At 48.7% G+C, this 22,426-nt stretch carries 24 protein-coding genes; 13 read left to right on the forward strand and 11 right to left on the reverse strand.

Going from position 1 to position 22,426, the window contains the following annotated elements; genetic code table 11:
• Positions 1–36: 36 nt before the first annotated feature.
• A complete protein-coding gene (locus B0475_RS00970; protein ID WP_077409540.1) occupies positions 37–522 on the forward strand; it encodes a pyridoxamine 5'-phosphate oxidase family protein in 486 nt (161 codons plus the stop codon).
• Positions 523–558: 36 nt separating this feature from the next.
• On the opposite strand, the gene B0475_RS00975 is transcribed toward B0475_RS00970, so the two are convergent.
• Both B0475_RS00975 and B0475_RS00980 read right to left on the reverse strand, forming a co-directional pair.
• Entirely contained in the window at positions 559–999 is a 441-nt protein-coding gene (locus tag B0475_RS00975) for an MAPEG family protein (protein WP_077409541.1), read from the reverse strand.
• A gap of 12 nt (positions 1,000–1,011) precedes the next feature.
• Entirely contained in the window at positions 1,012–1,323 is a 312-nt protein-coding gene (locus tag B0475_RS00980) for a YciI family protein (protein WP_077409542.1), read from the reverse strand.
• 115 nt (positions 1,324–1,438) lie between these two features.
• Here B0475_RS00980 and B0475_RS00985 point away from each other — a divergent pair, with 115 nt between their 5' ends.
• On the forward strand, positions 1,439–2,038 hold the full coding sequence (locus B0475_RS00985; RefSeq protein ID WP_077409543.1) for a TetR/AcrR family transcriptional regulator: 600 nt from the start codon (positions 1,439–1,441) through the stop codon (positions 2,036–2,038).
• Between the two features lie 59 nt (positions 2,039–2,097).
• On the opposite strand, the gene B0475_RS00990 is transcribed toward B0475_RS00985, so the two are convergent.
• Positions 2,098–4,638 (reverse strand): adenosylcobalamin-dependent ribonucleoside-diphosphate reductase, encoded by a 2,541-nt coding sequence (locus B0475_RS00990; protein WP_077409544.1) that lies wholly within the window; start codon positions 4,636–4,638, stop codon positions 2,098–2,100.
• 444 nt (positions 4,639–5,082) lie between these two features.
• Here B0475_RS00990 and B0475_RS01000 point away from each other — a divergent pair, with 444 nt between their 5' ends.
• Positions 5,083–6,024 (forward strand): GAF domain-containing protein, encoded by a 942-nt coding sequence (locus tag B0475_RS01000; RefSeq protein WP_077409546.1) that lies wholly within the window; start codon positions 5,083–5,085, stop codon positions 6,022–6,024.
• Between the two features lie 94 nt (positions 6,025–6,118).
• A complete protein-coding gene (locus B0475_RS01005; protein ID WP_077409547.1) occupies positions 6,119–7,033 on the forward strand; it encodes a hypothetical protein in 915 nt (304 codons plus the stop codon).
• A gap of 78 nt (positions 7,034–7,111) precedes the next feature.
• Here B0475_RS01005 and B0475_RS01010 read toward each other — a convergent pair whose 3' ends face one another.
• The 4 genes from B0475_RS01010 to B0475_RS01025 form a co-directional block, all read right to left on the reverse strand.
• A complete protein-coding gene (locus tag B0475_RS01010; protein ID WP_332835493.1) occupies positions 7,112–7,588 on the reverse strand; it encodes a LabA-like NYN domain-containing protein in 477 nt (158 codons plus the stop codon).
• A gap of 5 nt (positions 7,589–7,593) precedes the next feature.
• Positions 7,594–9,237: a DEAD/DEAH box helicase gene (locus B0475_RS01015; RefSeq protein WP_077409549.1), complete on the reverse strand. Its 1,644-nt coding sequence runs from the start codon at positions 9,235–9,237 to the stop codon at positions 7,594–7,596.
• 228 nt (positions 9,238–9,465) lie between these two features.
• Entirely contained in the window at positions 9,466–11,862 is a 2,397-nt protein-coding gene (locus B0475_RS01020; protein WP_077409550.1) for a M14 family zinc carboxypeptidase, read from the reverse strand.
• 11 nt (positions 11,863–11,873) lie between these two features.
• Positions 11,874–12,110: an accessory factor UbiK family protein gene (locus B0475_RS01025; protein WP_077409551.1), complete on the reverse strand. Its 237-nt coding sequence runs from the start codon at positions 12,108–12,110 to the stop codon at positions 11,874–11,876.
• A gap of 143 nt (positions 12,111–12,253) precedes the next feature.
• On the opposite strand from B0475_RS01025, the gene rnr reads away from it, so the two are divergent.
• The 3 genes from rnr to B0475_RS01040 are packed head-to-tail and all read left to right on the forward strand — an operon-like array spanning position 12,254 to position 15,586.
• Entirely contained in the window at positions 12,254–14,563 is a 2,310-nt protein-coding gene (gene rnr, locus B0475_RS01030; RefSeq protein WP_077409552.1) for a ribonuclease R, read from the forward strand.
• Positions 14,560–15,318 carry a 23S rRNA (guanosine(2251)-2'-O)-methyltransferase RlmB gene (gene rlmB / locus B0475_RS01035; RefSeq protein ID WP_077409553.1) on the forward strand — a complete coding sequence of 253 codons (759 nt, stop codon included), beginning with the start codon at positions 14,560–14,562 and terminating at the stop codon, positions 15,316–15,318. Before rnr ends, rlmB begins: the two co-directional genes overlap by 4 nt.
• Entirely contained in the window at positions 15,302–15,586 is a 285-nt protein-coding gene (locus tag B0475_RS01040; RefSeq protein WP_077409554.1) for a GNAT family N-acetyltransferase, read from the forward strand. Before rlmB ends, B0475_RS01040 begins: the two co-directional genes overlap by 17 nt.
• A 7-nt stretch (positions 15,587–15,593) precedes the next feature.
• Here B0475_RS01040 and B0475_RS01045 read toward each other — a convergent pair whose 3' ends face one another.
• Positions 15,594–16,400, reverse strand: a complete 807-nt coding sequence (locus B0475_RS01045; protein ID WP_157892579.1) for a DUF5694 domain-containing protein — start codon at positions 16,398–16,400, stop codon at positions 15,594–15,596.
• A gap of 212 nt (positions 16,401–16,612) precedes the next feature.
• Between B0475_RS01045 and B0475_RS01050 the strand changes: the two genes are divergently transcribed.
• The 4 genes from B0475_RS01050 (at position 16,613) to B0475_RS01065 (ending at position 19,247) form a co-directional block, all read left to right on the forward strand.
• On the forward strand, positions 16,613–17,182 hold the full coding sequence (locus B0475_RS01050) for a peroxiredoxin (protein ID WP_077409556.1): 570 nt from the start codon (positions 16,613–16,615) through the stop codon (positions 17,180–17,182).
• Between the two features lie 71 nt (positions 17,183–17,253).
• Complete coding sequence (locus B0475_RS01055; protein ID WP_077409557.1) at positions 17,254–17,820, forward strand: carboxymuconolactone decarboxylase family protein; 567 nt, start codon at positions 17,254–17,256, stop codon at positions 17,818–17,820.
• Between the two features lie 131 nt (positions 17,821–17,951).
• Positions 17,952–18,521 (forward strand): hypothetical protein, encoded by a 570-nt coding sequence (locus B0475_RS01060; RefSeq protein WP_077409558.1) that lies wholly within the window; start codon positions 17,952–17,954, stop codon positions 18,519–18,521.
• A 258-nt stretch (positions 18,522–18,779) separates the two neighbouring features.
• Positions 18,780–19,247, forward strand: a complete 468-nt coding sequence (locus B0475_RS01065; protein ID WP_077409559.1) for a DUF1203 domain-containing protein — start codon at positions 18,780–18,782, stop codon at positions 19,245–19,247.
• Positions 19,248–19,319: 72 nt separating this feature from the next.
• Here the strand turns inward: B0475_RS01065 and B0475_RS01070 are convergent, their stop codons facing one another.
• A complete protein-coding gene (locus B0475_RS01070) occupies positions 19,320–19,931 on the reverse strand; it encodes a hypothetical protein (RefSeq protein ID WP_077409560.1) in 612 nt (203 codons plus the stop codon).
• A 361-nt stretch (positions 19,932–20,292) separates the two neighbouring features.
• Complete coding sequence (locus B0475_RS01075; RefSeq protein ID WP_077409561.1) at positions 20,293–20,745, reverse strand: hypothetical protein; 453 nt, start codon at positions 20,743–20,745, stop codon at positions 20,293–20,295.
• Between the two features lie 87 nt (positions 20,746–20,832).
• Here B0475_RS01075 and B0475_RS01080 point away from each other — a divergent pair, with 87 nt between their 5' ends.
• Complete coding sequence (locus B0475_RS01080) at positions 20,833–21,291, forward strand: winged helix-turn-helix transcriptional regulator (protein WP_077409562.1); 459 nt, start codon at positions 20,833–20,835, stop codon at positions 21,289–21,291.
• Between the two features lie 259 nt (positions 21,292–21,550).
• Entirely contained in the window at positions 21,551–21,826 is a 276-nt protein-coding gene (locus tag B0475_RS01085) for a hypothetical protein (RefSeq protein WP_077409563.1), read from the forward strand.
• A 65-nt stretch (positions 21,827–21,891) separates the two neighbouring features.
• On the opposite strand, the gene B0475_RS01090 is transcribed toward B0475_RS01085, so the two are convergent.
• Positions 21,892–22,353, reverse strand: coding sequence for a hypothetical protein (locus B0475_RS01090; protein ID WP_077409564.1), 462 nt, complete (start codon positions 22,351–22,353; stop codon positions 21,892–21,894).
• Positions 22,354–22,426 lie beyond the last annotated feature (73 nt).

A 22,426-nucleotide genomic window follows, 5' to 3' on the forward strand; every position in this document is an offset into this window, starting at 1 on the left:
TACCTCAAGGTATGTTTGTTCTAATTGGAGGAAAATATGCAAGTCAATGATCAGTTATTTCTGGAAAAGGTTAAACCATTGTTTTCACAAGCCGTGTATTGTTCAGTAGCCACCGTGGATGAGGCTGGTGAGCCTCATGTGTCACCCATTGGCAGCGTGGTGCTGAAAGACAAAGGATCTGGTTGGTTTTTTCAGAAGTTCACCAAAAGCATTCCCAAAAACGCGGTGTCATGTGAATATGCCACCCTCATGGCGGTGAATGATGGTAAATGGTTTTGGTTGAAATCCCTCTTCAAGGGGCGGTTTAATCAACCTCCAGCGCTGCGCATAAAGGTCAGACTGGGTGTCTTGCGGGATGCCACCGAAGACGAAATGGCTCGTTTTCAGCGACGGGTTAAACCGTTCAGGTGGACCCGGGGCCATGCCCTGATGTGGCAGGACATGGCGCAGGTTCGCGAATTTGAAATCATTGAATACCTGCCGGTCTATATAGGTCAGATGACGGCGGTGCAATTCAAATAGTGATTTCCAGAAATAATGCCAGATCACCAGAATGATTCAATAGAACATGGTGGTGAATACCATGATGATGAGTATCAGGTTACAGCTCAGGCCGCCGACAAAACTCAGGGTTCTGGGTCCACCAGCCACTTTGCCAATACCGCTGTAATAGATCAGCCAGAACAGCAAGCGGAATGCCACATGGGCCATGGCCAGACCATTGACCCATTGAACCGATGCATTGACTGAGATGGCCAGCAGTAAGGTGAGACCAAATGGAGCCAGGCTTTCCGCTGAGTTGGCATGGGTGCGAAGAACCCTGAAACTGAGCAATGAATGATCACCTTGGAGTGGCATGCCGGGAGCCTGTTCATTGCGCAAAAAGGCCAGGGGGGCACTCAGTAAAGACTGTATCACCACCATCAGACACAACAAAGCCAGGCTGACAAGTGCGGGTAGATAAGCTTCCAATGAGCCGGTTGTGAAGATTGGATTCATGGGTGTCCTCCCTCAGGCCATGGGTAGGTTCATGGCTTCAGCCACTTCAATGCCACCGCCAATACGGAGGTGCGGACAAGGCCGGATCAAGGCCATCGCAGCTTCCAGGTCAACCGCTTTGATGATGCTGATTCCGGAAATTGGATTGTCGCTGCGGGTGTCTGAGATGCCAGAAGCGGTGATGGTTTTTGAAGGCAGGACAGGTATGCCGGGATCGACCATGGCATCGCCCAGATCTTTCACCCAGGCCATCCAGTCAGCCATGTGTTGTTGACCGTTTTCAGGTTGAACAGCGCCACGATAGACCAATAAATATGTGTTCATCAGTAAACTCCAAATTGCTTAAAAGGTGCTTTTATTGTGCCAGTGAATTAAATATGTTAAAGAACATATTAAAGTTCTTTGTTACACTCATGATGATTCACATTGAAGTAACAACATGCCTTACAGCAAAGCCCATAAAAACCAAGTGAGAAAGCAAATCACTGAAACCGCGCGCATCCTCTTCAATCGGTTTGGTTATGAAAAAGTCACCATCGATCAGGTCATGCAACAAGCCGGTTTGACCCGGGGAGGTTTTTATAACCACTTTCGCAGCAAAGAAGAGCTGTTCAAAGAGGCAGTTGATGGTTTTCTGATGGGCAGAGGGGCACAGTGGCGTGCAGGAGCTGGCATTGACATGTCACGGTTGGATCAGCAAGCGGCACGACAAATGATTGACAGCTATTTGTCCAAATCACACCTGGATGATCTGGATGGTCAGTGCCCCATGATAGCGCTGCCATCTGATGTGGCCAGGAGTCAACCTGAAGTCAAAGCGGCTTATCAAAAACTGTTGGAGGGCATGGTTTTTCTGTTTGAGTCCAGTCTGAGTCAACAGGTCATGACTGCTGGTGGAGGGTCTCCCAGAAACAAAGCGTTGTCTTTGGCTGCTTTGTGTGTTGGTGGGATGATTCTGGCAAGGACTTTACCGGATTCTGAACTGGCAGAAGAGGTTCAGCTGGCAGCACATCAGATGGCCAGTGATTTGACCGCATAATAACTCATAAAAAAAGCACCCTCATGGGTGCTTTTTTTGTGGTGGTCAGATGGTCAACATCAGCCACATTTAGATGAGCCGCAGCTTTTACAGGTGAGGCAGCCTTCCTGGTAGATCAATTCCGTTGACTGACAGTTCTCGCAGGTTCCCTTGGTCACTTCAGTACCGTCCTCAATGTACCTCTTGAGGGCCCGTGTTACCCCGTTTTTCCAGGTATTGATCGATTCACTGTCCAGTTGTAAGGTGTTGATCAGCTCCACAACTTTTTCAATTGGCATGCCGTGTCTGAGGGTGCTTGAAATCAGTTTGGCATAATTCCAGTATTCCGGATTAAACTTATGTGACAGGCCTTCAACGGTGGTTTTATAACCTCTTTTGTTGGTGAATTGGAAATCATAACGGGAAGATCCGTCATCCATAAAGCTTTTGATGATGAGTCCGTTTTCAACCGAGCGTGGAAGGAAAATGCCGTCTTCGTCATCTGCAAGACCTGTAAAAATCTCATAGGGCTTGCCACCAATGGTACCGACAAAAGCGATCCATTTTTCTTTGTTGTTATGAAACCTGACCACATCAGCTTCAAGAATTTCAGGACGCTTGGTGGGGAAGTCAACCAGCTCGTCTGCCGAAGATTCTTCATTGGAAATCAGCACGCCTGATCGTGAACCATCCCGGTAAACCGTCACTCCTTTACAGCCTGCTTTCCACGCTTCGAGGTAGAGTTTACCCACCAGTTTTTCACTGACGTCTTCAGGTAAGTTGATGGTTACACTGATGCTGTGATCGACCCATTTTTGTACCGCGCCTTGCATTTGTACCTTGCTGAGCCAATCGACATCATTGGAAGTGGCTTTGTAGTAGGGAGATTGTCTGACCAATTTCTTGATTTCTTTTTCAGAGTAATTTTTTGAGGTGTCATGCCCGTTCACCTCCATCCATTGTTTAAAACGATGGTGAAATACGGTGTACTCTTCCCAGGAATCGCCAACCTCATCAACGAAATCAACCCGGGCATTTTTGTCGTTTGGATTGACCTTGCGGCGGCGCTTGTAAACCGGTAAAAACACCGGCTCGATGCCGGATGTGGTTTGTGTCATCAGGCTGGTGGTACCTGTGGGAGCAATGGTCAGCAGGGCGATGTTGCGCCGACCATGTTTGACCATGTTTTCATACAAGTCCTTGTCGGCCTTTTTTAACCTTTGGATAAAGGGGTTGTCGGCCTCCCGTTGGGCATCATAAATCCCAAAAGCGCCCCGTTCTTTGGCCATGTTGACTGATGCCCGATAGGTTTCCACAGCGATGGTTTGGTGAATCTGTTCTGTAAATGCATTGCCTTCTTTGCTGCCATAGCGGATACCGAGGGCAGCCAGCATGTCTCCTTCGGCGGTGATGCCGATACCGGTACGGCGACCTTCTTCGGCTTTTTTGCGGATGTTCAGCCAGAGGTTCTTTTCAATGCGCTTGACTTCAACTGACTCCGGATCAGCATCAATTTTACTCAGGATGTCATCAATTTTTTCCAATTCAAGATCGATGATGTCGTCCATCAGGCGCTGTGCTTTGGCAACGTGCTCTTTGAACAGTTGCTGGTCAAAGCTGGCTTGTCCGGTGAATGGTTTTTTGACATAAGAAAACAGATTGATGGCCAGTAAACGACATGAGTCATAGGGGCACAGTGGAATTTCACCACAGGGGTTGGTGGAGACGGTGCGGTAACCAAGATCTGCATAGCAATCAGGTACTGACTCACGGGTGATGGTGTCCCAGAACAGAATACCAGGTTCAGCTGACTGCCAGGCATTGTGGATGATTTTGTTCCACAGTTTCTTGGCTTTGATGGTGTTGGTGAATTGAGGTTGGTCACTGAAAACCGGATATTTTTGGGTGTAGTCACTGTTGTGGGTTACCGCTTGCATGAATTCATCGTCAATGCGGACCGAAACATTGGCGCCTGTGACTTTACCTTGTTCCATCTTGGCATCAATGAAATCCTCGGCGTCCGGGTGGTTGATTGAAACTGATAACATCAAAGCCCCACGTCGACCATCCTGAGCCACCTCACGGGTGGAATTGGAATAGCGTTCCATGAATGGCACAATGCCGGTAGAAGTCAGGGCTGAATTTTTCACCGCAGAGCCACGAGGACGGATGTGTGACAGGTCGTGTCCGACGCCGCCACGACGTTTCATCAACTGGACCTGTTCCTGGTCAATTTTCATGATGCCGCCATAGGAATCAGAATCGCCGTCGTTGCCAATCACGAAACAATTGGACAGTGAGGCAATTTGATGGGGGTTGCCGATGCCAGTCATGGGGCCACCCTGCGGTACCAGATATGCAAAATCACGGATCAGGGCAAAGATGTCAGACTGGTTCATTGGGTTGGGGTACTTTTGTTCAATGCGGGCCAGCTCACTGGCCAGGCGCTGATGCATGTCATCTGGCGTCAGTTCATAAACGGTGCCGTGAGAATCTTTGAGGGCATATTTATTGACCCAGACCCGGGCGGCCAGGTCATCACCTTTGAAGTATGAAAGTGAGGCCTCATAAGCTTCATCCTGGGTATATGTGCTGTTTTTTATGTTGGGCGAAGGTTGCATTTATTGGGTTTCCTGAAAAGAAAAAATTTTCAAAAAAAATATTTTTTACCATTTGAAATCATCAAAATGAAATAAAAAACACAGTTGTTTGGTGAGCTGGAATCAGCGGCGAATTTCATAGCGATTGATATATAATCATATATATCAGTAGCATAGCAGGTTTTCAGTCCCCGTTGAAGCTTGCCAGCCATGGTGAAATATAGCATAAAAACACCTGATTGAGCCATCGTTAATGGGAAATTAGTGGTCTGTTAAAATGAAAAAAGTTTACAAAAAGTGAGTATGTATTGGCCAATGAACCTGTTGATTGTTTGGCCGGCTGCTGGATGACTGATTTAACAGGATCATCATATTAATTTATTAAAAAATTAATGGACAAAAAGGAACAATTTACGAATCCATGAGTAATCATTGCTAAAAAAACCAACAACCAGGGAGTTCACAATGGATGAATCACAGCACCTTTTGATCAAAAACATACATCAGCACATGTTGCACCATGGCCTTTATGCCAGTTCTGACCCATTACAACAACTGCCGGTCCTGCTGGGCACGCTTGGCTTTGAGGATTGTGTGGTTTACCAATGCCGGGATGAAAGGCTGACCCAGGTGGCGGCTTTTGGGCCGAAACATTGCCAGCATGCCGGCGTGATGCAACCTATTTCTTTGCCATTTGATCTAGGCGTGGTTGGTTACACTGCCAGGCACCAGGTCATCACCGTGATCAATGAAGCGTCATATGACAGCCGGTATGTGGTTGATGATCAGCACCGCCAGTCCGAACTGGCCATGGCTTTGGTTCGCCATGGACGATTGATAGGCGTGGTGGACAGTGAACATGAACAACCTTATTATTTTACCCGGCAACACATTGACTGGTTTTTGGGTGTTCTGGTGGTGCTTGGTTTTGAACCGCCCAAGCAAGGTGCGAACTCACCCGGACCTGTGGTCAGTAAGGTCAGCCACATCACGCTGAAAAGTAAGTCCTCACAGGCCAAACAGGTAATGCTCATTAAAGCCGCTATATTGAGTGGTTTGAAATCGTTTACCGACAGTGCGCAATTGAAAAGTCTGTTGATCCGGCAACCGTTGCTGAGGTCTCACATCCAGGTTGTTGAACAATTCAGAACCCTCCTTAGGCGCATGGCTAAGCGTTATACCGAACAAGCAAAAACCAGTAAATACCATGCCATTCTGACACACACATATTTTGCCCCCATGTCCAGCGGACAGCTGATTGCTGAACGCTTGCACATGGGCTACAGCACCTACCGCAGACATCTGGCCAAAGCCAGGGATATGTTGATCACTGACGTGCTGGAAGAGCTGTTAAACGCTCAACCAGGGGATGTCAGGCCGGTTCCAATTCAGTCAGCAGTCAGTTGAGCACTTAATGAGCAGTTTGTGAGCACAGGCTGCCGATACACTGTCCCTGTTTTCAATGGAAAACACCATGAATTAACTTATCTAGGAGAAAAATATGAAAATTAAAAACATGATGTTGACAGTGGGATTGGGAGTGGCTTTGATGGGTAATGCCAGTGCCACAGATACACCCCAGTACGGGCTGGAATACACCGCCAAAGGGTTTACCCTGGCGGAAATAGAGTTGTCCAATGGCAACACCGTTAAATTCATCGAAGTGCCTGAGCTGGAAACAGTGATGATGGGTGAAATTGTGCCTGTCGGAGATCAGGAGCAGTTCGTCATGGACCTGATCGATGGTGACTTCCTGCAGAAATACCTGCAATTGACACCTGAGTCTGTACCGGTACCACAAAAACTCATTGACATCAGTTTATCTGAGGCCAGCATGGAAAGCCCATATTATGGTCCGGTGTTGTCTGAGTCAGACGCTAATCTGCCGCTGTCCATGCATGCCATGTTGGGAGAACATACTGCAGACTTACTGGTCCATCGCACGGTGACTGCTCAGTTGAATGAGCCGGTGTTTATTGACTTGTTTGAACTGGGTTTGGAGCTGCCTGCCAGTACCCAGTCCGGTGGTTCAGGATCGTGTAATAACAGCACTGGGTATCAGTATTTCAAAGACAATCATTGCGGCACATCAGGCAATCAGGGTTATGGTAAAAGTGAAGGGTATTGTTACAATGCCATGAGTCAGAATCTGCAAAAAACCAGTGCCAAATCGATGCGCACCACCTACACCCGTCATGCGACCTGTGGAAGTGGTCAGGGTCGGGTGCGCCATTCGAGGAACTCAGCAGGTGGATTCTTTACTTTCTTTGATGCCTATTCAGCCCCCAATACAGTGGAGAAATGGCAGTCCAAGAAATCTGGTGTGGCATGGAAGCGTCGTGTGGCATTCAATAAGATGAGTGGCAATGGATATGTCAGAGGTTGGGTTAAATACTATAAACAGATCGTTCAATGATCCAGCGTGAAGCTGTCGGTAAAGGTCTGCCTGGGGCAGGCCTTTTTTTTGCAGCCATCATGTCATATGGATGGCTGATTACTGGTTTTGTAACCAACGGCTGCGGATTGGGGTGTATTGATTGCTGGCCTGAATCAGGGCGTCAGCAGTGAGGGCTTCGACACTGATCACTTCACTTTTCAGTTGGTGTTTTTGCCTGATGTGCTGTAACAGCATGGCAAAATCACCGTCTCCGGACAACAGCACCAGCAGATCCAAATCATGCGCAGCTTCCATGATGTCGATGGTGATGCCCACATCCCAGTCACCTTTGGCTGAACCGTCCTGACGTTGAATAAAGGGTTTCAGTTTAACCGTAAAGCCGATATGCCGGAGGGCGTCCTGGAATTTGATCTGACTGTCATCATTGCGCTTGATGGCATAGGCATTGGCGACAGTGATCTGGCCTCTGGCAGATAATTCCTGCCAGAAGGCCCGATAATTGAATGGCCGGCCCAATGCTTCACGGGTGGTGTAGTAGATGTTTTGCACATCAACAAAAACCCCGATCTTCATGACCATTAACCCGCTGAACGGTGACGCGATGGTCTGCTGTTGCCGGAACGGTTGCTTTTATTGCGTTGATTGCCGGAGGGTTTACCGGAACGTTGGCCTGCTGATTTGGCTTTGCCCTGGTAACCGCCTTTTCCTGAACGGGCTCCCTGACCACTGCGCTGTCCTTGAGTTGGTTTCTTACCTTTGAAGGGTTTGCGTTGATTGCCACGGTTGTCGTCATTGTCATCTCTGTTTTGAGATCTTGGCTGACCTTGCTTGGCTTTTTGGCTGCGAGCTCTGGCTGCCTGGTTTTCTTCTTCTGAACGGTTGGCCCATTTTTCTTTCACAGCGGCTTTGACAAAGGGGCGTTTTTTGGGCTTTTTGATTTTTTTCTTCTGTTCAGCATCCCAGGGCCGTTGAGTGGATTTTGCTGCTTGTGTGTTGTTGGGTTTTTTGCCTGGCTTTTGTGGGCGTTTATGGGATGCTTTGGTGACACTTTGCTGTGTACGCATGGCCTTTTTAGAAACCGGCACATCGTGTGTGGGTTCATAGTCATCCACATATTCACGTTTCAATGGGTGGCCCAGCAGTTTTTCGATGTCAAACAACTGTTGGTATTCATCGGCACTGACCAATGAGACGGCTTCGCCATTGGCACCGGCACGGCCGGTCCGGCCGATGCGATGTACATAATCTTCCGGTACATTGGGTAAATCAACATTGACCACATGAGGTAACAGGTCGATGTCAATACCGCGGGCCGCGATGTCAGTGGCCACCAGTACCCTCACTTTACCTTGTTTGAATTGTGCCAGTGCTTTGGTACGGGCACCCTGGCTCTTGTTGCCGTGAATGGCCATTGAAGAAACACCGAATTTGTTCAGGTAGTCAGATAACTTATTGGCACCGTGTTTGGTGCGGCTGAAGACCAGCACCTGTTGCCATTGACCGTTGGCCACCAGATGCAGCAACAATTCCTTCTTGCGTTTTTTATCCACCGGGTGCATCACCTGGGCCACTTTTTCAGCCGTTGTCACTTCCGGATTGATGGCTATTTCAATGGGGTGGTGGGTGATGGTTTTCGCCAGTTGTTTGATTTCTGGAGAAAAAGTAGCTGAAAACATCAGGTTCTGACGTTTTTTAGGCAGCAGTTTAATGATGCGTTTGATGTCGTGAATGAACCCCATATCCAGCATGCGATCGGCTTCATCCAGCACCAAAACTTCCAGGTCATCAAAATGCACAGCGTTTTGACTGTACAAGTCCAGCAGGCGGCCAGGAGTCGCCACCAGTACATCTACGCCACGTCGCAGCCGCATCATTTGGGGGTTGATTTTAACCCCGCCAAAGACCACGGTCGATCGGATGTCCAAGTGCTTGCCATATGTCACTACGCTGGCTTCGACCTGAGCGGCCAGTTCACGGGTGGGGGTTAATATCAAAGCACGAACCTGATTGAATCTGGCTGATTGGCCCTGACTGAGGCGTTCGAGGATCGGTAGGGTAAAGCCGGCGGTCTTGCCGGTACCGGTCTGGGCTGCTGCCATCACATCTTTACCAGTCAAAACGGCAGGAATGGCTTGAGCCTGGATGGGCGAGGGGGTGTCATAGCCTTGTGCTGCAACCGCTTTTTGTAAGGGCGCAGACAGACCGAGTTCGGTGAATTTCATCTGTATATCCGGTTAATGAGTCAGGCACGTGGTGCCATGAGCTCGCAGGGTCACAGTGTTGTTGAACTGGCCCTGGTCATGGGTTTGTGCGGGAAATATCAGAAGAATGTTTGAGACGCTGTTATTCGACGCACGCTTATAGACTTTCGTCTTCCGCTTGTTGTGCGGGTGGCGTACTTTAACTGAAGTGGCGTCAATTAGCCAACGTTATTATGATAATAATTGTGTCTAATCGACAATGACCTCAAAATTATTGGCAAAGATCAGGTCATTAAACAGGCCTTCGCAAGCTGCACCTGAAGTCCTCAACCGAAAATCATCCAGGTACCAGCCATCACGGGTGACCGAGCCGTCGGTTTCCAGCCGAAAGCGGATTCGCAACTGGGTACTGTTAACAGGCGGTTCAATGAGGTGGGTTTGTGGTTGCCAATTGTTTTGATTGTCACAGCGGTTCAATTGTTGCCAGTTGCCACCGTCAAACTGCACTTCGGTGTAACCGTAATCATAACCTGCTTCAGTGTCACACAGACTCATGTAAGACAGTTCCAAACGGTCCGTTGAGGCAATGTTGATTGATTGGGACATCAGACTGATGTTCAGGTCATCGCTGTAATTCCCTCCCGGGCTGTCGGTCCAGGCATGGGTCGGACTGGCGCTTTGTTCGTTGCTGATGGCCCAGGGGTTGTCGGACTGCCACAGCTGAGAACCGCTTTCCACATCATCATTCAGCACATCGCAGAAAGGTTGTAATTCAATGTTTTGGGTTAACTCATCACCTGCTGACAGGGTCAGGTTATCCAACGTTAAGGTGGCATATTCTGCTGCACTTACCACCAGGTCAGCAGTGCCTGGTTTGATGAATTGCTGATAACTGCCATTGGCTTGAGAAAGGGCCTGAGACTGATTGATGGTCAATAAAGCCTGGTCAATGGGTAAGCCAGTGAGGGCATCGGTGACTGATCCGGATAAACGGGCTACCTGACTTGCTTCAACCACATCTACAAACCTTGCATAAGTACCGCCTTCGTGGGTGCCGTCAGAGGCTTGTACATATATGAGGTGCTGCCCCAAAGGCAGACCTTGACTGTTGATGGTGCCGGAAAAAGCTTCGGCGGTTTCATCAAAAGCACCATCCACAGCAGTCAGTGCCTGGCCGGAAATCGCCTTGATTGGTAATTGGTTGAGGTATGCAGTGACGGTTTGTACATTGCCGGTGGTCTGTGCACCGTTGCTTTGGTTGTAGCGGTCATCATTGGCCACACCACTGACGAGTAGCTGGCTGGCTGATGTGACGACATTGGGAATCACGGTCAGTTGTTCTATGTCAGGGCCCAATGGCTGCTGATAAGGCAGCTGAGCAACCCTGGCCAGATAGATCAGGGCCTGCAGGTTATCCGGATATATGGTGCTTTCAAAAGTAGCACAATCCTGAAAAAAAGCAGTGCCCAGTTCAAATGCCAGCGAAGCCACGCCCAATTCACCATAAATGGCATCAATGGAACCGCCGCCGGTAATCACCAGGTCATTGACTGGTTGCGGACGGTATTGGTTGAACCAGGCGGTGCGTTTACCCAATGCCTGCAATTGGTTGTCATTGGCGGTGTTGTTGTTGGTGTAGCCCCATGGCCACAACATCAGCTCACTGAAACTGTGGATGTCAATAAATATGCCCGGTGTGTCTGCCGGCGCAGCGTCGTTGGGGCCGGTTCCCCGGTTGTCATCAAAGATTTGTCTCAGGTGATTCATTTGCGCACTGATTTCCGGCTCGGTGGCAGCAGCCGGTCCCCGATAGGTTTCACTGCACTCGTTGGATGAGCCGCCTATGTCCCATTGGAAGGGATAATTGCGGTTGAGGTCTACCCCGCGGTCATTGCTGTTTGGTGAACAATAACTCTGGTTGGTGTTTTTGCGCCATAAGATGCCGGTCTGGGCTTGTTCACGGCCGTCCGGGTTGGTGATCAGTGACAATTGAATTTCGTGATGATCGAGAATCCAGGTGACATCAGCATCCACCCCATATTGACTGAGTAAGTGTTCGGCAAAACGGGTATTCAGTTCAGCGGTGGTGTATTCCCTGGCGTGAATTGAAGAAGCCATAAATAATATGGGTTTATCGCCGGGGATGTTCTGATTGGTTAACTGCAGGACTTTCAGGTCTGAACCAGCGTTGCTGAGGTTTTGTTTCTCCCAGCTATCGCCGATGTCAATGATGGCTGCCAGATCGGGATGATCGTTCACCATTTGGTCCATGCGCTGAAAAGTTTCAGCCACTGTTCCATAGCAACTGAAGCCCGGTATGCCGCTGCCATTGGTCGCCCGGGTTGACTGCTCCAGTCCCTGCTGCCAGTTGTTGATCATGTGCTGATCTGCTCTGAGTGGTAAGCCTTTCGCCAGTAGCCAGTTGAGCTCCTGTTCATCTTGCAGATAAACAACAGCAAAACGCTGATCGGCATTCACTGCCCACATATCCAGCCGGTCAGACACCGGTTGAAGTTGGGCGGCTTCCTCAAAATATACCCGCACAATGGTGGGAAATGATTGGTTCTGGGTGGACGTCAAAACAGGCGATTCGATGCCCCAGCTGATGGTGGTCCAAAGTATCAGGCACAGGAAAGTGTGTTTCATGACAGGGATGCTCAGTTGTCCAGTTCGTCCACTAATTTTTCCAGGGCTTCCAGTTTGGCCCGGGTTTTGGCCAACACCGCTTTTTGTACTTCAAATTCTTCGCGGGTGACCAGGTCGGCTTTTTGCAGACTGGCTGTGAGGATGGATTTCATGTTTTTGGCGAAGTCCTGACGCATGGTTTTCAGGTCTTCCGGAATAAACTGTTCAGCTTTATTGACAATGTCTTCTACGATTTCGGCTTTGATCATGTGAGTCTCTATTTTCTTGTGGTCCTATTTTAGCACCAATGAAAGTGTCTGCAGTGAGTCATTGTGCCTGGCTTCAGGCAATCATTTTGTGACACTGTGGTTATTTATGTGAAAGTCAGCGGTCATTCAACTATAATGGCGCCATGAAAAACCCTTTTAACATCCCTGATCCGGAGTTTTCCGAACAGGTCAAAAAATACGAACATCCCATCCCCAGCAGAACCGCCCTCATTAATTTCCTGGAACAGGAACAAAAACTGCTCAAACTTGAATCCATTGCCATCAAAATCGGCATTCAGAACGATGATCAGCTGGAAGGGCTTAAACACCGCCTGCGCAGCATGGTGCGTGATGGTCAGCTGCTGGTCAACCGTCGAGGTGGTTATGGTGTGCGCACAAAACTAGAACTGACCCAGGGGCGCATCAGTGCCCACCCCGATGGTTTTGGGTTTCTGGTATCAGATGAGCTGGATGAAGATGCTTTCATCACACCCAAACAAATGCGCAGCGTCATGGATGGTGATGTGGTGTTGGCTGATGTGCAATCTTCCCACAAAGGCGGTGGCAAACTGGACGCCTTTATCGTTGAAGTGCTCAGTCGGGCTCACGCCACTGTGGCTGGCCGTCTGGTAGACGAAGAAGGCCTGGCTTATCTGAAAGCAGATAACTCAAGGATTGGTGACATCATGATTCCCCGTGAAGCCATGGGTACCGCTACTCACAATGACTATGTCACGGTCAGTATTAAAAAATACCCGGAAAAACACCGTCCGGCTTTTGGCGAAGTGATTGCCATATTGGGTCAGCAGCTGAATCATGAATTGTCGATGCAACTGACCATTGTCAGTGAGGGCCTGCCACATGAATGGCCCACGGCGGTCGAGCAATACCGGAATCAGATTCCCACAGAGGTCAAGGCATCACATCTGGGGCCACACAAAGACATCAGACATTTGCCACTGGTTACCATTGACGGCGCTGATGCCCGTGACTTTGATGATGCGGTTTACGCGGAGCCCACCGACAATGGCTATAAATTGTTGGTGGCGATTGCTGATGTGTCTACTTATGTGCGACCGGAATACCCGCTGGACAAAGAAGCGTTCAACAGAGGTACTTCGGTGTATTTTCCAGGCCGGGTGATTCCCATGCTGCCGCTGGAGCTGTCCAACGGCATTTGTTCACTGAACCCTCATGTTGATCGTCTGAGCATGGTTTGTGAGATGCACTTTAATTACAGTGGTGAGATTCAGTCCTATGAGTTTTACCGGGGCTTGATGCATTCCCATGCCCGCATCACTTATGATGAAGCCTGGCATTATCTGGATCAGGGCGAGGCGAAAGCTGATTGGCCGGCATCGGTCACTGAATCACTGGATCACCAGTATCAGCTGTTCAAAATTCTGCAACAGGAAAAACATGCCCGTGGTGGTATTGAGTTCAACTCAACCGATGTGTTCATTCACATTGGCGAGGATGGTATGGTCGATGACATCCAGCCCTACACCCGGAATGATGCCCACAAATTGATAGAAAACTTCATGATTTCTGCCAATGTGTGTGCAGCGAAATTCATCGAAAAGCATGGTGTACCCGCTTCATTCCGCTGTCACAATCCGCCACCGGAAGGAAAAATCAAAGACCTGGTGACGTTCCTCAAAGGCTTGGGTGTGAAACCCGATTTTCGCGAAAACCCGACGCCCAAGGACCTGACCAAGCTGCTCAATCAGATCAAACACAGGGAAGACAAGAACCTCATTGAGCAGGTGGTTTTACGTTCTCAGTCGCTGGCCACCTATGAAGCTGAAAATGCCGGCCACTTTGGCCTTGCACTGACCCATTACGCTCACTTTACTTCACCCATCCGTCGTTATCCGGACCTCATGGTGCATCGTGCCATTGATCACATTGTGTATCACAAAAATGAGCCTTATCAATACTCCGAAGCCCAGGCAATAGACATCAATAAACAATGTTCAATGACCGAGCGCCGGGCAGAAACGGCTTCCAGGGAGGTGGACGCCCGGTTGAAATGTTTGTTCATGCAACAATTCATTGGTGATGAAATGTCTGGAACAGTCTCAGGTGTGACCCGCTTTGGTTTGTTTGTGCAGCTGGAAAATTATCAGGTTGATGGTTTGATTCATGTGACTTCATTGCCCAATGACTATTACCATTATGATGGCATTAAACATCAGTTGACGGGTGAGCGCGGTGGCAACGAGTTTCGCCTGACCGATCACCTGATGGTTAAGATCGCAGCAGTGGATCTGGATGACCGGCGCATTGATTTTGAGTATGTGGGCAAATTGAATGCCAAAGGCGAATTGAAAAAACCCAAAGCAGACAAGTCCGTTGATGGTCGCAGCAAAGGTACCGGGAAAAAACCCGAGAAACCCAAAAAAGGTCAACCCAAAGGAAAGAACAGGCGTCGCCGCAAAAAGCAATCATGAGTGATGACAAGCCTCAATTGATCTTTGGTATTCATGCGGTTGAACTGGCGCTGAAAGCAGGAGAGCAGGTCGCTGAAATCTGGTTGCAGAAAGACGCGCAAAACAAACGGTTGCTGAATTTACTCAAGCTGGCCGAACAATCTCGATTGCCATTGAGCCGGGTTTCCCTACAAGACTTGGATCGCCTGGTGAACGACCGTCATCAGGGCGTCGTGGCACGTATTCGTGGCGTTCAGCTGAAGACAGAAAAGGACCTCAAAAAGCAACTCGTAAACTGGCAGAATCCGCTGATTTTGGTATTGGACTGTATTGAAGATCCACGCAACCTCGGCGCCTGTCTGCGCAGTGCCGATGCCGCCGGAGTGACTGCAGTGGTGTTCAGCAAAGATAAATCCGCTTCCATCACCGCCGTCACGCACAAAACCGCAGCCGGAGCGGTTGAACACCTTGAAATCTTTCAGGTCACCAACCTGGTACGTGCCATAGAAGCCATCAAGCAGGCCGGTGTCTGGGTATACGGCACCGCACTGGATGAGACCAGTCAGAGCATTTACCAGACTGACCTGAGCGGCCCTGTGGCCATTGTCATGGGTAATGAGGGAAAGGGCCTGAGACACCTGGTGAAACAATCCTGTGACCACCTGATTGATTTACCCATGGCCGGAGCGGTGCAAAGCCTCAACGTGGCGGTGGCCACCGGGGTGACCCTTTTTGAGGTGGTCAGACAGAGGAGTCTACATGCTGACACACATTGAACACAACACCGACGCCCACCGCTTTGAAGTCCACCTGGATGACCATGTGGGTTACCTGTCCTACCTGCTTGAAGACGGGGTGATCAACTACAACCACACCATTGTTCCAAAAGCCCTTGGCGGCCGTGGCATCGGCACCGAACTGGTCAAATACGCCCTGGCTTATGCCCGGGTCAATCATTTAAAGGTCATTCCAGGCTGTTCTTTTGTTGAAGCCTACATCAGCAAACACCCCGGGCATCAGGACTTACTGGCTGATCACACTTGAATCATTCTCAGCGCTGACCTTGTAATACGGGCAACACCGGCTGTTCAGTCAAGCGGCGGTCAATGTTCAATAATTGTCTGAGGATGGCGGTGTGGCCCTGACCGCCCAAAACAAACAGCCTGGCGCCCGGTGAAGCGTGTTGCTGCATCTTTGCGTACATGCGGAAGTTGCGGTGCCACCAACTGGCTGTGGCATCTGCACCAACAAAATCCTGTCCAGCGCCCACGGCATTGGTATACAGGTAAAAATCCATGTTGTGCTGATCAGTTTTGGCCTCATTGTTTTTCACCAGCAGTTGTTGCAGGCTGAGTGACTGATGGTCGGCCTGCATCTCAGCCGTGACTTCGGCAATTTTCTGTTGCAGTTGTTGCATCACCTCAGGTTCGTGGTTACTCAGGTGGTCCATCAGGCGTTGCCCCTGCCAGTGCACTTCACGTTCATCAAAACTGTGGACCTCCCTGAGGCCAGCCAGTTTGGCTACCCGGAATCCCAGCTGATAGATTTCATTGGCCGGTAAGGTAAAGTTTCCGGCCAGATACTGCTGATACTCGTCATTGATTTTTTCATGACTGGCCGGGTTGAATTCCAGCAATACCACGGTTGGGTGGGTGGCAGCGATGCGTTCACTGAGCCTGATCAGATAGGTCTGGCTGGTCTCATCCATGACATTGATGTGTTCTGTTTTGACCACGTCAAGGCCTGGTGAGTCGAAATGAAAAGTGCCCATCAGCATGACCCTGGCTGGTTCAGCCACCGCATTGAATGCACACATCAGCGTGGCGATCAGGCAGACCCTGAAAATGATTTTGATCATCGGTATTCCTCTTGTTTGGTCTTCATGTAACTGACCAAAAGCCTGAATGTTACAAAACAAGTTGGTTTTTCAACCCGGTCACATTGTCATCTAAAAATCAGAACACTGTGATTTAATCATTCAATTTTACAAATCACACCGTCGCATCTAACATACACCCATCGTTTCAATTTATTAATTCATTTTTACCCACTAAAACAGGAGTACACAACATGATCAGCGTAGGTGACCAATTTCCCGCTTATAACTTAACCGCCGTCGATGGCAAACCATTTGATGACATCAACATCGACAATGTATTTGTGAACATCAGTAATGAGAGTTTCCCTGGCAAATGGCAGGTGATGTTTTTCTACCCGAAAGATTTTACTTTTGTCTGTCCGACTGAAATCGCTGCTTTTGCTGAGTTGAATGAAGATTTCGCTGATCGCGACGCACAGCTGATCACCGCCAGCACAGATACAGAATTCACCCATTGGGCCTGGCGTAAACACCAGGAAGAATTGCGCGATTTGCCGATTCCCATGCTCGCCGATGTGAAGCGTGAGTTGACTTCAGCTTTGGGAATTCTCGATCAAGCGGAAGGTGCGGCCCAACGTGCGGTGTTCATCATTGATCCTGATGGTATTGTGCGCTTTTCCATGGTGACTGACCTGAATGTCGGCCGCAATCCCAAAGAGGTACTGCGTGTGCTGGATGCTTTGCAAACCGACGAGCTGTGTCCCTGCAACTGGAGCAAAGGTGACGACACCATCGACCTGCAACAAGCCACCGCAGCCTGACAATTAATTTTATCTTACCCACAACGAATGGCCGGTGCTGACCGCCGGCCTTCACTGATGAGGAACATATCATGACCATTCAAACACTCAAAGCGGCGTTACCGGAATACGCCAAAGACATCAAACTCAACCTCGGCAGTGTACTGACCGAAGAAGGATCCGCAGGACTGACTGAACAACAGATCGCCATGGTAGCCCTGGGCTCGGCCTACGCCACCAAAGACGCAGATGTGATCGGCGGAATCACCGGTTCTGCTTCCACCGTGCTGTCTGCTGATGAGATCAAAGCCGTCAAAGCCGCCACCACCATCATGGCGATGAACAATGTGTACTACCGCTTCACCCATCTGGTGAGCGATCAAAGCTACAGCACCATGCCGGCCAAACTGCGCATGAATGTGATGGCCAACCCTGGCATTGAGAAAATTGATTTTGAATTGATTTCTTTGGCCGTATCTGCCATCGAAGGCTGTGGCCTGTGTATCGACTCACACGTCGCGGTGATCGGCAAACATGGCATCAGCAAGGAAGGCATCCAATCATCGATTCGCATCGCAGCCACCATCAATGCGGTGGCACAGGCTTTGGACATTGAGCGTCATGCATCTGACGAGACCAGTGGCAGCATAGCGGCTTAATACAACCCGTTTTTTCATTTATTATCCTCCCCTGACCACTCAGTCGTTCATTCGATTGGGTGGTTTTTTTGTTATGGCATGGGTTCTGTGTCTGGCTTGTTTTATAATAAAACCAGTTAACCGGATGATTGATGATGAGGTATTTGGGTTTATTGGTGTTGTTGATGAGTGGCTGTGCCACGGGTCCTCAGCCCATTGAGTGTGATGAAGCTGAACCTTGTGAGGGCAGCACCATTGAAGAAGTGGCCAAAGAACACGAAGTGCGCTTCACGCGCGCGATGCGACTGGTGCTGGAACAACTGACCGCCAACAAAGCCAAAGGCACCGATGATCCCCAAAAACTTCAGGCCATGCGGGTGCTGGCCAAAACCGATGCGGCGAAAAGCTATGCCTTTACCCGGATTTATGCGGTGTCTGCTGATCATTGCCCGGATGAGGTGCGCCAGGCCCTGATCCATTATCAAAACCAGGCCGCACCCATCATCCAACTCGGTCATTACTATTATCAACACGGCATTGATGCAAAATTGGGTGATCAGGACTTCAGTCAAACCGGCGAAGCCCTGACCCAGGGATTGGAAGAGATGCTGGAGCGATTATCCATGGAACACCGGCAGGCCAGCCCGGCCCAGCTGAGCAGCAAATGTCAGGAAGCCAAAGCGGCGCTGGAAAGCCTGGCCTTTTTGTATGGGGCTTATTGAAGCAATGGTCAAGAAAAACCAACGGCCTCTTATTTAGCAGGTGGCTAGCTGTTGGTTGGTTGGGTGTTGTCCCCAACGCAGCCGAGGGACCTGCTTAAGCTGGCAGAGGTGGTGACTAAGAGAAGCTCTTTTTCGTCAGGAGATCGCCGCAGCCTGCACTCCTCGCAATGACATAAAATACCAATACCAATTCCGTAACTGGCCAACATCATGGACTGAACCGACCGATAATGACGGTTTTATAAAGGAGCCGCTGACATGCCTGTTGCCTTTCAATTCACCGCATTGGATCCCAAAGACTTCCCCGCAATCGACAACCCTCAATCCGCATCAGCAACCAGCCGCTGGTTAATCGCTGATCAACATCCGGGATTTCCCTGTCGGGTGTCCTTAAAAGACGCCCAACCCGGCGAGCGGGTATTGGCCATCAGTTACACCCACCACCCGGTAGCGTCACCATACCGCGCCAGTGGCCCGGTGTTCATCAGGCAAGGCGCCATCCAGGCCACGCCTGCGGTCAATGAGGTGCCGGCCTTTTTACACCACCGTCTGTTGTCGGTCAGGGCCTATGATGCAGCCGGTATGATGGCCGATGCCTGTGTGGTCAAAGGAAGTGAATTGAAAGCGGTCTTGCAGCGTTTGTTGCGTGATGATCAGGTTGATTACCTGCACATACACAACGCCGGACCGGGGTGTTTTATGTGTGGAGTGGGTCGGGTGGATTAATTGAAAATTATAGAAAATTCAGGGAGTTTCCTTACAACAGAGAATTGAGCCTCAAGCTTATGTATTGATTAGTTAACTGATAGTGACTTTGCAATCGTATTTTTCAAACTCAATATTTTTGAGTACTTTTTGTAAATCGGTATCATTGATGGGTTGGCCATCTAATATGGATTCATCAAACAATATATATATCTCATTAGCTGTGTATACCTTTCGTGGTATTTTTGACATCAATGTAAGAACAGCACCAAAAGAGAATGAACTGACGAACTCATGTCCTTCTTTAACAGTTACCAATGTTAATTCCTTGCAGAAAGCAGACAGGAAACCGCCAATTTCACACAAATGCCCATATTGAATGAAATTAGGGGGTTCGCGCAGGAAAAAAAACGGCTGCATAATTGATTTGTATACGATCGGATGCATAATTCCATGCATCTCCTCAAGCTCAGTAGGCATTCCTATTCCATCATATCTGATGATAAGTCCTCCCTTAGAGGGTACTTTGAGTTCTATCGCAGTCGCTTGACTACAGAATTTGGTGTCAAGGATAGAAGTTAAGGTCTGTTCCAAAAGGTATATGGCGATGCCTCTGCCAGTTGTGGGAAAGTACATACCAGGCCGATTTCTGATTAACTCCAGGCCGCGAAGAACTTTTATATCATCAGTGGTGTACTCTGGCATTCAGCATCCATATAAGGTTTTTTGAGTGCTCTATTGGCTGGATTTATGATCGGTATTAAGTGGTAATAGATCTAAAAAAACCAGCTGACAACTTGAGCAATTTCTACTTCTTACTTTCATATTAAGTCATTGTTTTATTGAATTAAAGAATAATTGAGTTCTATGAACAGTTATAAGTTTAGTATCGTTGGAGTCCTGTATTGAATGAACATTAATCTTAACTATTAGGGCCAAAGCAATAAGGCTGGGGAATGAGGTTTTGAGATCAAAAGATCAGTGTAAAACACCACACAGCGATCAGGTATGAAGTTATCAGGGGGGACTGACCTGAGGTGCTGTGTGGTGTGTTTTGCTCTTTGTCTCAGGCCAGCGACCACAGCTGTCTGACGGAAGGGAATTCAGGGGAAAACAGTTCAAACATCAGGCCAAACAGCCAGCCACTGATGGTGAATCCCAGGACATATAAACCGGTCAGTGGTAACAGTGATTCAGCAAAGAAGCCATAATCAATGGCTTCAACCTGCCACATCATGTTGAACAGCACCAACAGGGTGAACAGCCATCCGGTGATGACCCCAAACTGAATGCCGCCTGCCATACCCTCTTCAGGTCTTAGGTAGACAAAGGCTGCAAATCCCAGGACCAGACCTTGTGCGATCCAGGTCAAAATGTGGCTGACACTGAGGATTTCGGTATGGATCAGCCAGTTGTATCCGGCATAAGTGCGAAAGCCACTGTCGGCTGACATGATCAACTCAATCAAAAAGAACACCAGGACGAATGACAAGGTGGAAAAAGTGAGATACTGTTTCATGGGAACCTCTAATACTTGCAAAATGAAAGTAATTCCAAGTTTACTTAATAACTTGCAAAAAGCAAGTATTTTGTTTATTATTTACCAATGACACAAAACAAAACCTATAAATTAACCGTTTGCCCAATGACTTATGTGCTGGAAATACTGGGCGATAAGTGGAGTTTCCTGATCATTCGTGACATGTTATTCCGCGGCTGTTGCCGTTATAAACACTTCATAGAAAGTGATGAGGGCGTGGCCACCAACATCCTTGCCAACCGGTTAAAAAAACTCACGCAACATGGCTTGATCACCCAATGCAAAGACCCGGAAAATGGCCGGCAGAAACTGTATCACCTCACTGACAAAGGCCTTGACCTGATTCCTTCTATTTTGCAGCTGGTTAAGTGGAGTGGTCATCATGATCCTCATTCGGTGCTGTCAGAGAAAATCATGCATTACCTGGATGACCGTTTTGATGAGGCGGTAGACATTGTCAAACAGCAATACCTGCAGGCCTGTGATCATGAACAGGTCAGTGCCGAATGTCATCCTTTTAATTAAGGCTTGATCTGGGGACTTCGGCAACGGCTTACCGACCCTTGCATCATTTGCCGGCCAGTTCGGCGGGGCAACCTGCTCACCAGCCCTCCAAAGAACAAGGTTCATTCAGCTTGTTGGTTATTATTTCATTAAAAATCAGTGAGATACGGGTTAAATCCTATGTGGTAAAATCAAACTGTGACCGGCTTCAAGCTTTTTTCTCAGTTTGATGTGATAACTTGAAGCTCCTTTTAATAAGCCAACCAACCGGGAGCTTAGTATGAAAAAAATGACCATTATAGTGTTGATCATGGTAACTGGATTCTGTCATGCCATGAGCGCAGCAGAACTCAAAGAAGCCGCACTGAAGGCTTGCAATACACAGCTGGAAAGTGTGCCCAAAGACATGCGCAAACAAAGCAAAAAGATCTGTGAGTGCAACGTTGAAAAAACCGATTACGAGGCGGTACTGGCAGCCCAGAAATCCGGTAACACAGAACAAATTCAAGCCGATGCCATTAAAAATGCCCAGGCATGTGCTGAAGAAATGATGTGATGCCTGTCTGCATCAGAGCAACCACCCACGTGCCTGTACTCCGGGTACGTGGGTGGTTTACCTTTTCAGGTTTGCTCATCAATGATGAAGACAATATCTCCAAAGCCTTCCTGACCTTCGATTGCAATGGGCGGACAACCTGAGTTCTTGCTGTCAAATGCATACACACATTCCTCAACAGTCACCTCAATCGTTAAGTCCTTGCAGGCAATGAATTCATTCAATACACTGATGGTTTCATCTGCCATTTTCAGTTGAAATGGAATTGAACCAATTTGCCGGCCTTGTGGGTCGAAATACCGCGTATCACCGCGGATGATATAAATTTCATTGGTTGGCATGCCCTGTTCATTCAACTGGGTGCGTGCCTCATACCGGGGCCGGCAACTGCCCTGATCATCCTGATTAACCTGGTAAGTCACTTCAATCACACCTGGTGCCAGGTCAGCGGTTTCAGTATCGTTGCCGGCAGACTGACACCCGCTGGTACATACCAACACTACGGCCAAAGGCAAAACTTGTTTCATGGGATTTCCTGAATAAAAAAAACGTCAAGCATACAAGTCAGGTATTGGCCTGACAAGTGCACGATCCATGACA

Origin of the sequence: Marinicella sediminis, from assembly GCF_002000055.1 — a bacterium.
GTDB lineage: Bacteria > Pseudomonadota > Gammaproteobacteria > Xanthomonadales > Marinicellaceae > Marinicella > Marinicella sediminis.

What these genes read in the sequence shown, in the direction of transcription:
- B0475_RS00970 (WP_077409540.1), top strand. Translation starts at nt 37, where the DNA reads ATGCAAGTCAATGATCAGTTATTTCTGGAAAAGGTTAAACCATTGTTT.
- B0475_RS00975 (WP_077409541.1), bottom strand. Translation starts at nt 999, where the DNA reads ATGAATCCAATCTTCACAACCGGCTCATTGGAAGCTTATCTACCCGCA.
- B0475_RS00980 (WP_077409542.1), bottom strand. Translation starts at nt 1,323, where the DNA reads ATGAACACATATTTATTGGTCTATCGTGGCGCTGTTCAACCTGAAAAC.
- B0475_RS00985 (WP_077409543.1), top strand. Translation starts at nt 1,439, where the DNA reads ATGCCTTACAGCAAAGCCCATAAAAACCAAGTGAGAAAGCAAATCACT.
- B0475_RS00990 (WP_077409544.1), bottom strand. Translation starts at nt 4,638, where the DNA reads ATGCAACCTTCGCCCAACATAAAAAACAGCACATATACCCAGGATGAA.
- B0475_RS01000 (WP_077409546.1), top strand. Translation starts at nt 5,083, where the DNA reads ATGGATGAATCACAGCACCTTTTGATCAAAAACATACATCAGCACATG.
- B0475_RS01005 (WP_077409547.1), top strand. Translation starts at nt 6,119, where the DNA reads ATGAAAATTAAAAACATGATGTTGACAGTGGGATTGGGAGTGGCTTTG.
- B0475_RS01010 (WP_332835493.1), bottom strand. Translation starts at nt 7,588, where the DNA reads ATGAAGATCGGGGTTTTTGTTGATGTGCAAAACATCTACTACACCACC.
- B0475_RS01015 (WP_077409549.1), bottom strand. Translation starts at nt 9,237, where the DNA reads ATGAAATTCACCGAACTCGGTCTGTCTGCGCCCTTACAAAAAGCGGTT.
- B0475_RS01020 (WP_077409550.1), bottom strand. Translation starts at nt 11,862, where the DNA reads ATGAAACACACTTTCCTGTGCCTGATACTTTGGACCACCATCAGCTGG.
- B0475_RS01025 (WP_077409551.1), bottom strand. Translation starts at nt 12,110, where the DNA reads ATGATCAAAGCCGAAATCGTAGAAGACATTGTCAATAAAGCTGAACAG.
- rnr (WP_077409552.1), top strand. Translation starts at nt 12,254, where the DNA reads ATGAAAAACCCTTTTAACATCCCTGATCCGGAGTTTTCCGAACAGGTC.
- rlmB (WP_077409553.1), top strand. Translation starts at nt 14,560, where the DNA reads ATGAGTGATGACAAGCCTCAATTGATCTTTGGTATTCATGCGGTTGAA.
- B0475_RS01040 (WP_077409554.1), top strand. Translation starts at nt 15,302, where the DNA reads ATGCTGACACACATTGAACACAACACCGACGCCCACCGCTTTGAAGTC.
- B0475_RS01045 (WP_157892579.1), bottom strand. Translation starts at nt 16,400, where the DNA reads ATGATCAAAATCATTTTCAGGGTCTGCCTGATCGCCACGCTGATGTGT.
- B0475_RS01050 (WP_077409556.1), top strand. Translation starts at nt 16,613, where the DNA reads ATGATCAGCGTAGGTGACCAATTTCCCGCTTATAACTTAACCGCCGTC.
- B0475_RS01055 (WP_077409557.1), top strand. Translation starts at nt 17,254, where the DNA reads ATGACCATTCAAACACTCAAAGCGGCGTTACCGGAATACGCCAAAGAC.
- B0475_RS01060 (WP_077409558.1), top strand. Translation starts at nt 17,952, where the DNA reads ATGATGAGGTATTTGGGTTTATTGGTGTTGTTGATGAGTGGCTGTGCC.
- B0475_RS01065 (WP_077409559.1), top strand. Translation starts at nt 18,780, where the DNA reads ATGCCTGTTGCCTTTCAATTCACCGCATTGGATCCCAAAGACTTCCCC.
- B0475_RS01070 (WP_077409560.1), bottom strand. Translation starts at nt 19,931, where the DNA reads ATGCCAGAGTACACCACTGATGATATAAAAGTTCTTCGCGGCCTGGAG.
- B0475_RS01075 (WP_077409561.1), bottom strand. Translation starts at nt 20,745, where the DNA reads ATGAAACAGTATCTCACTTTTTCCACCTTGTCATTCGTCCTGGTGTTC.
- B0475_RS01080 (WP_077409562.1), top strand. Translation starts at nt 20,833, where the DNA reads ATGACACAAAACAAAACCTATAAATTAACCGTTTGCCCAATGACTTAT.
- B0475_RS01085 (WP_077409563.1), top strand. Translation starts at nt 21,551, where the DNA reads ATGAAAAAAATGACCATTATAGTGTTGATCATGGTAACTGGATTCTGT.
- B0475_RS01090 (WP_077409564.1), bottom strand. Translation starts at nt 22,353, where the DNA reads ATGAAACAAGTTTTGCCTTTGGCCGTAGTGTTGGTATGTACCAGCGGG.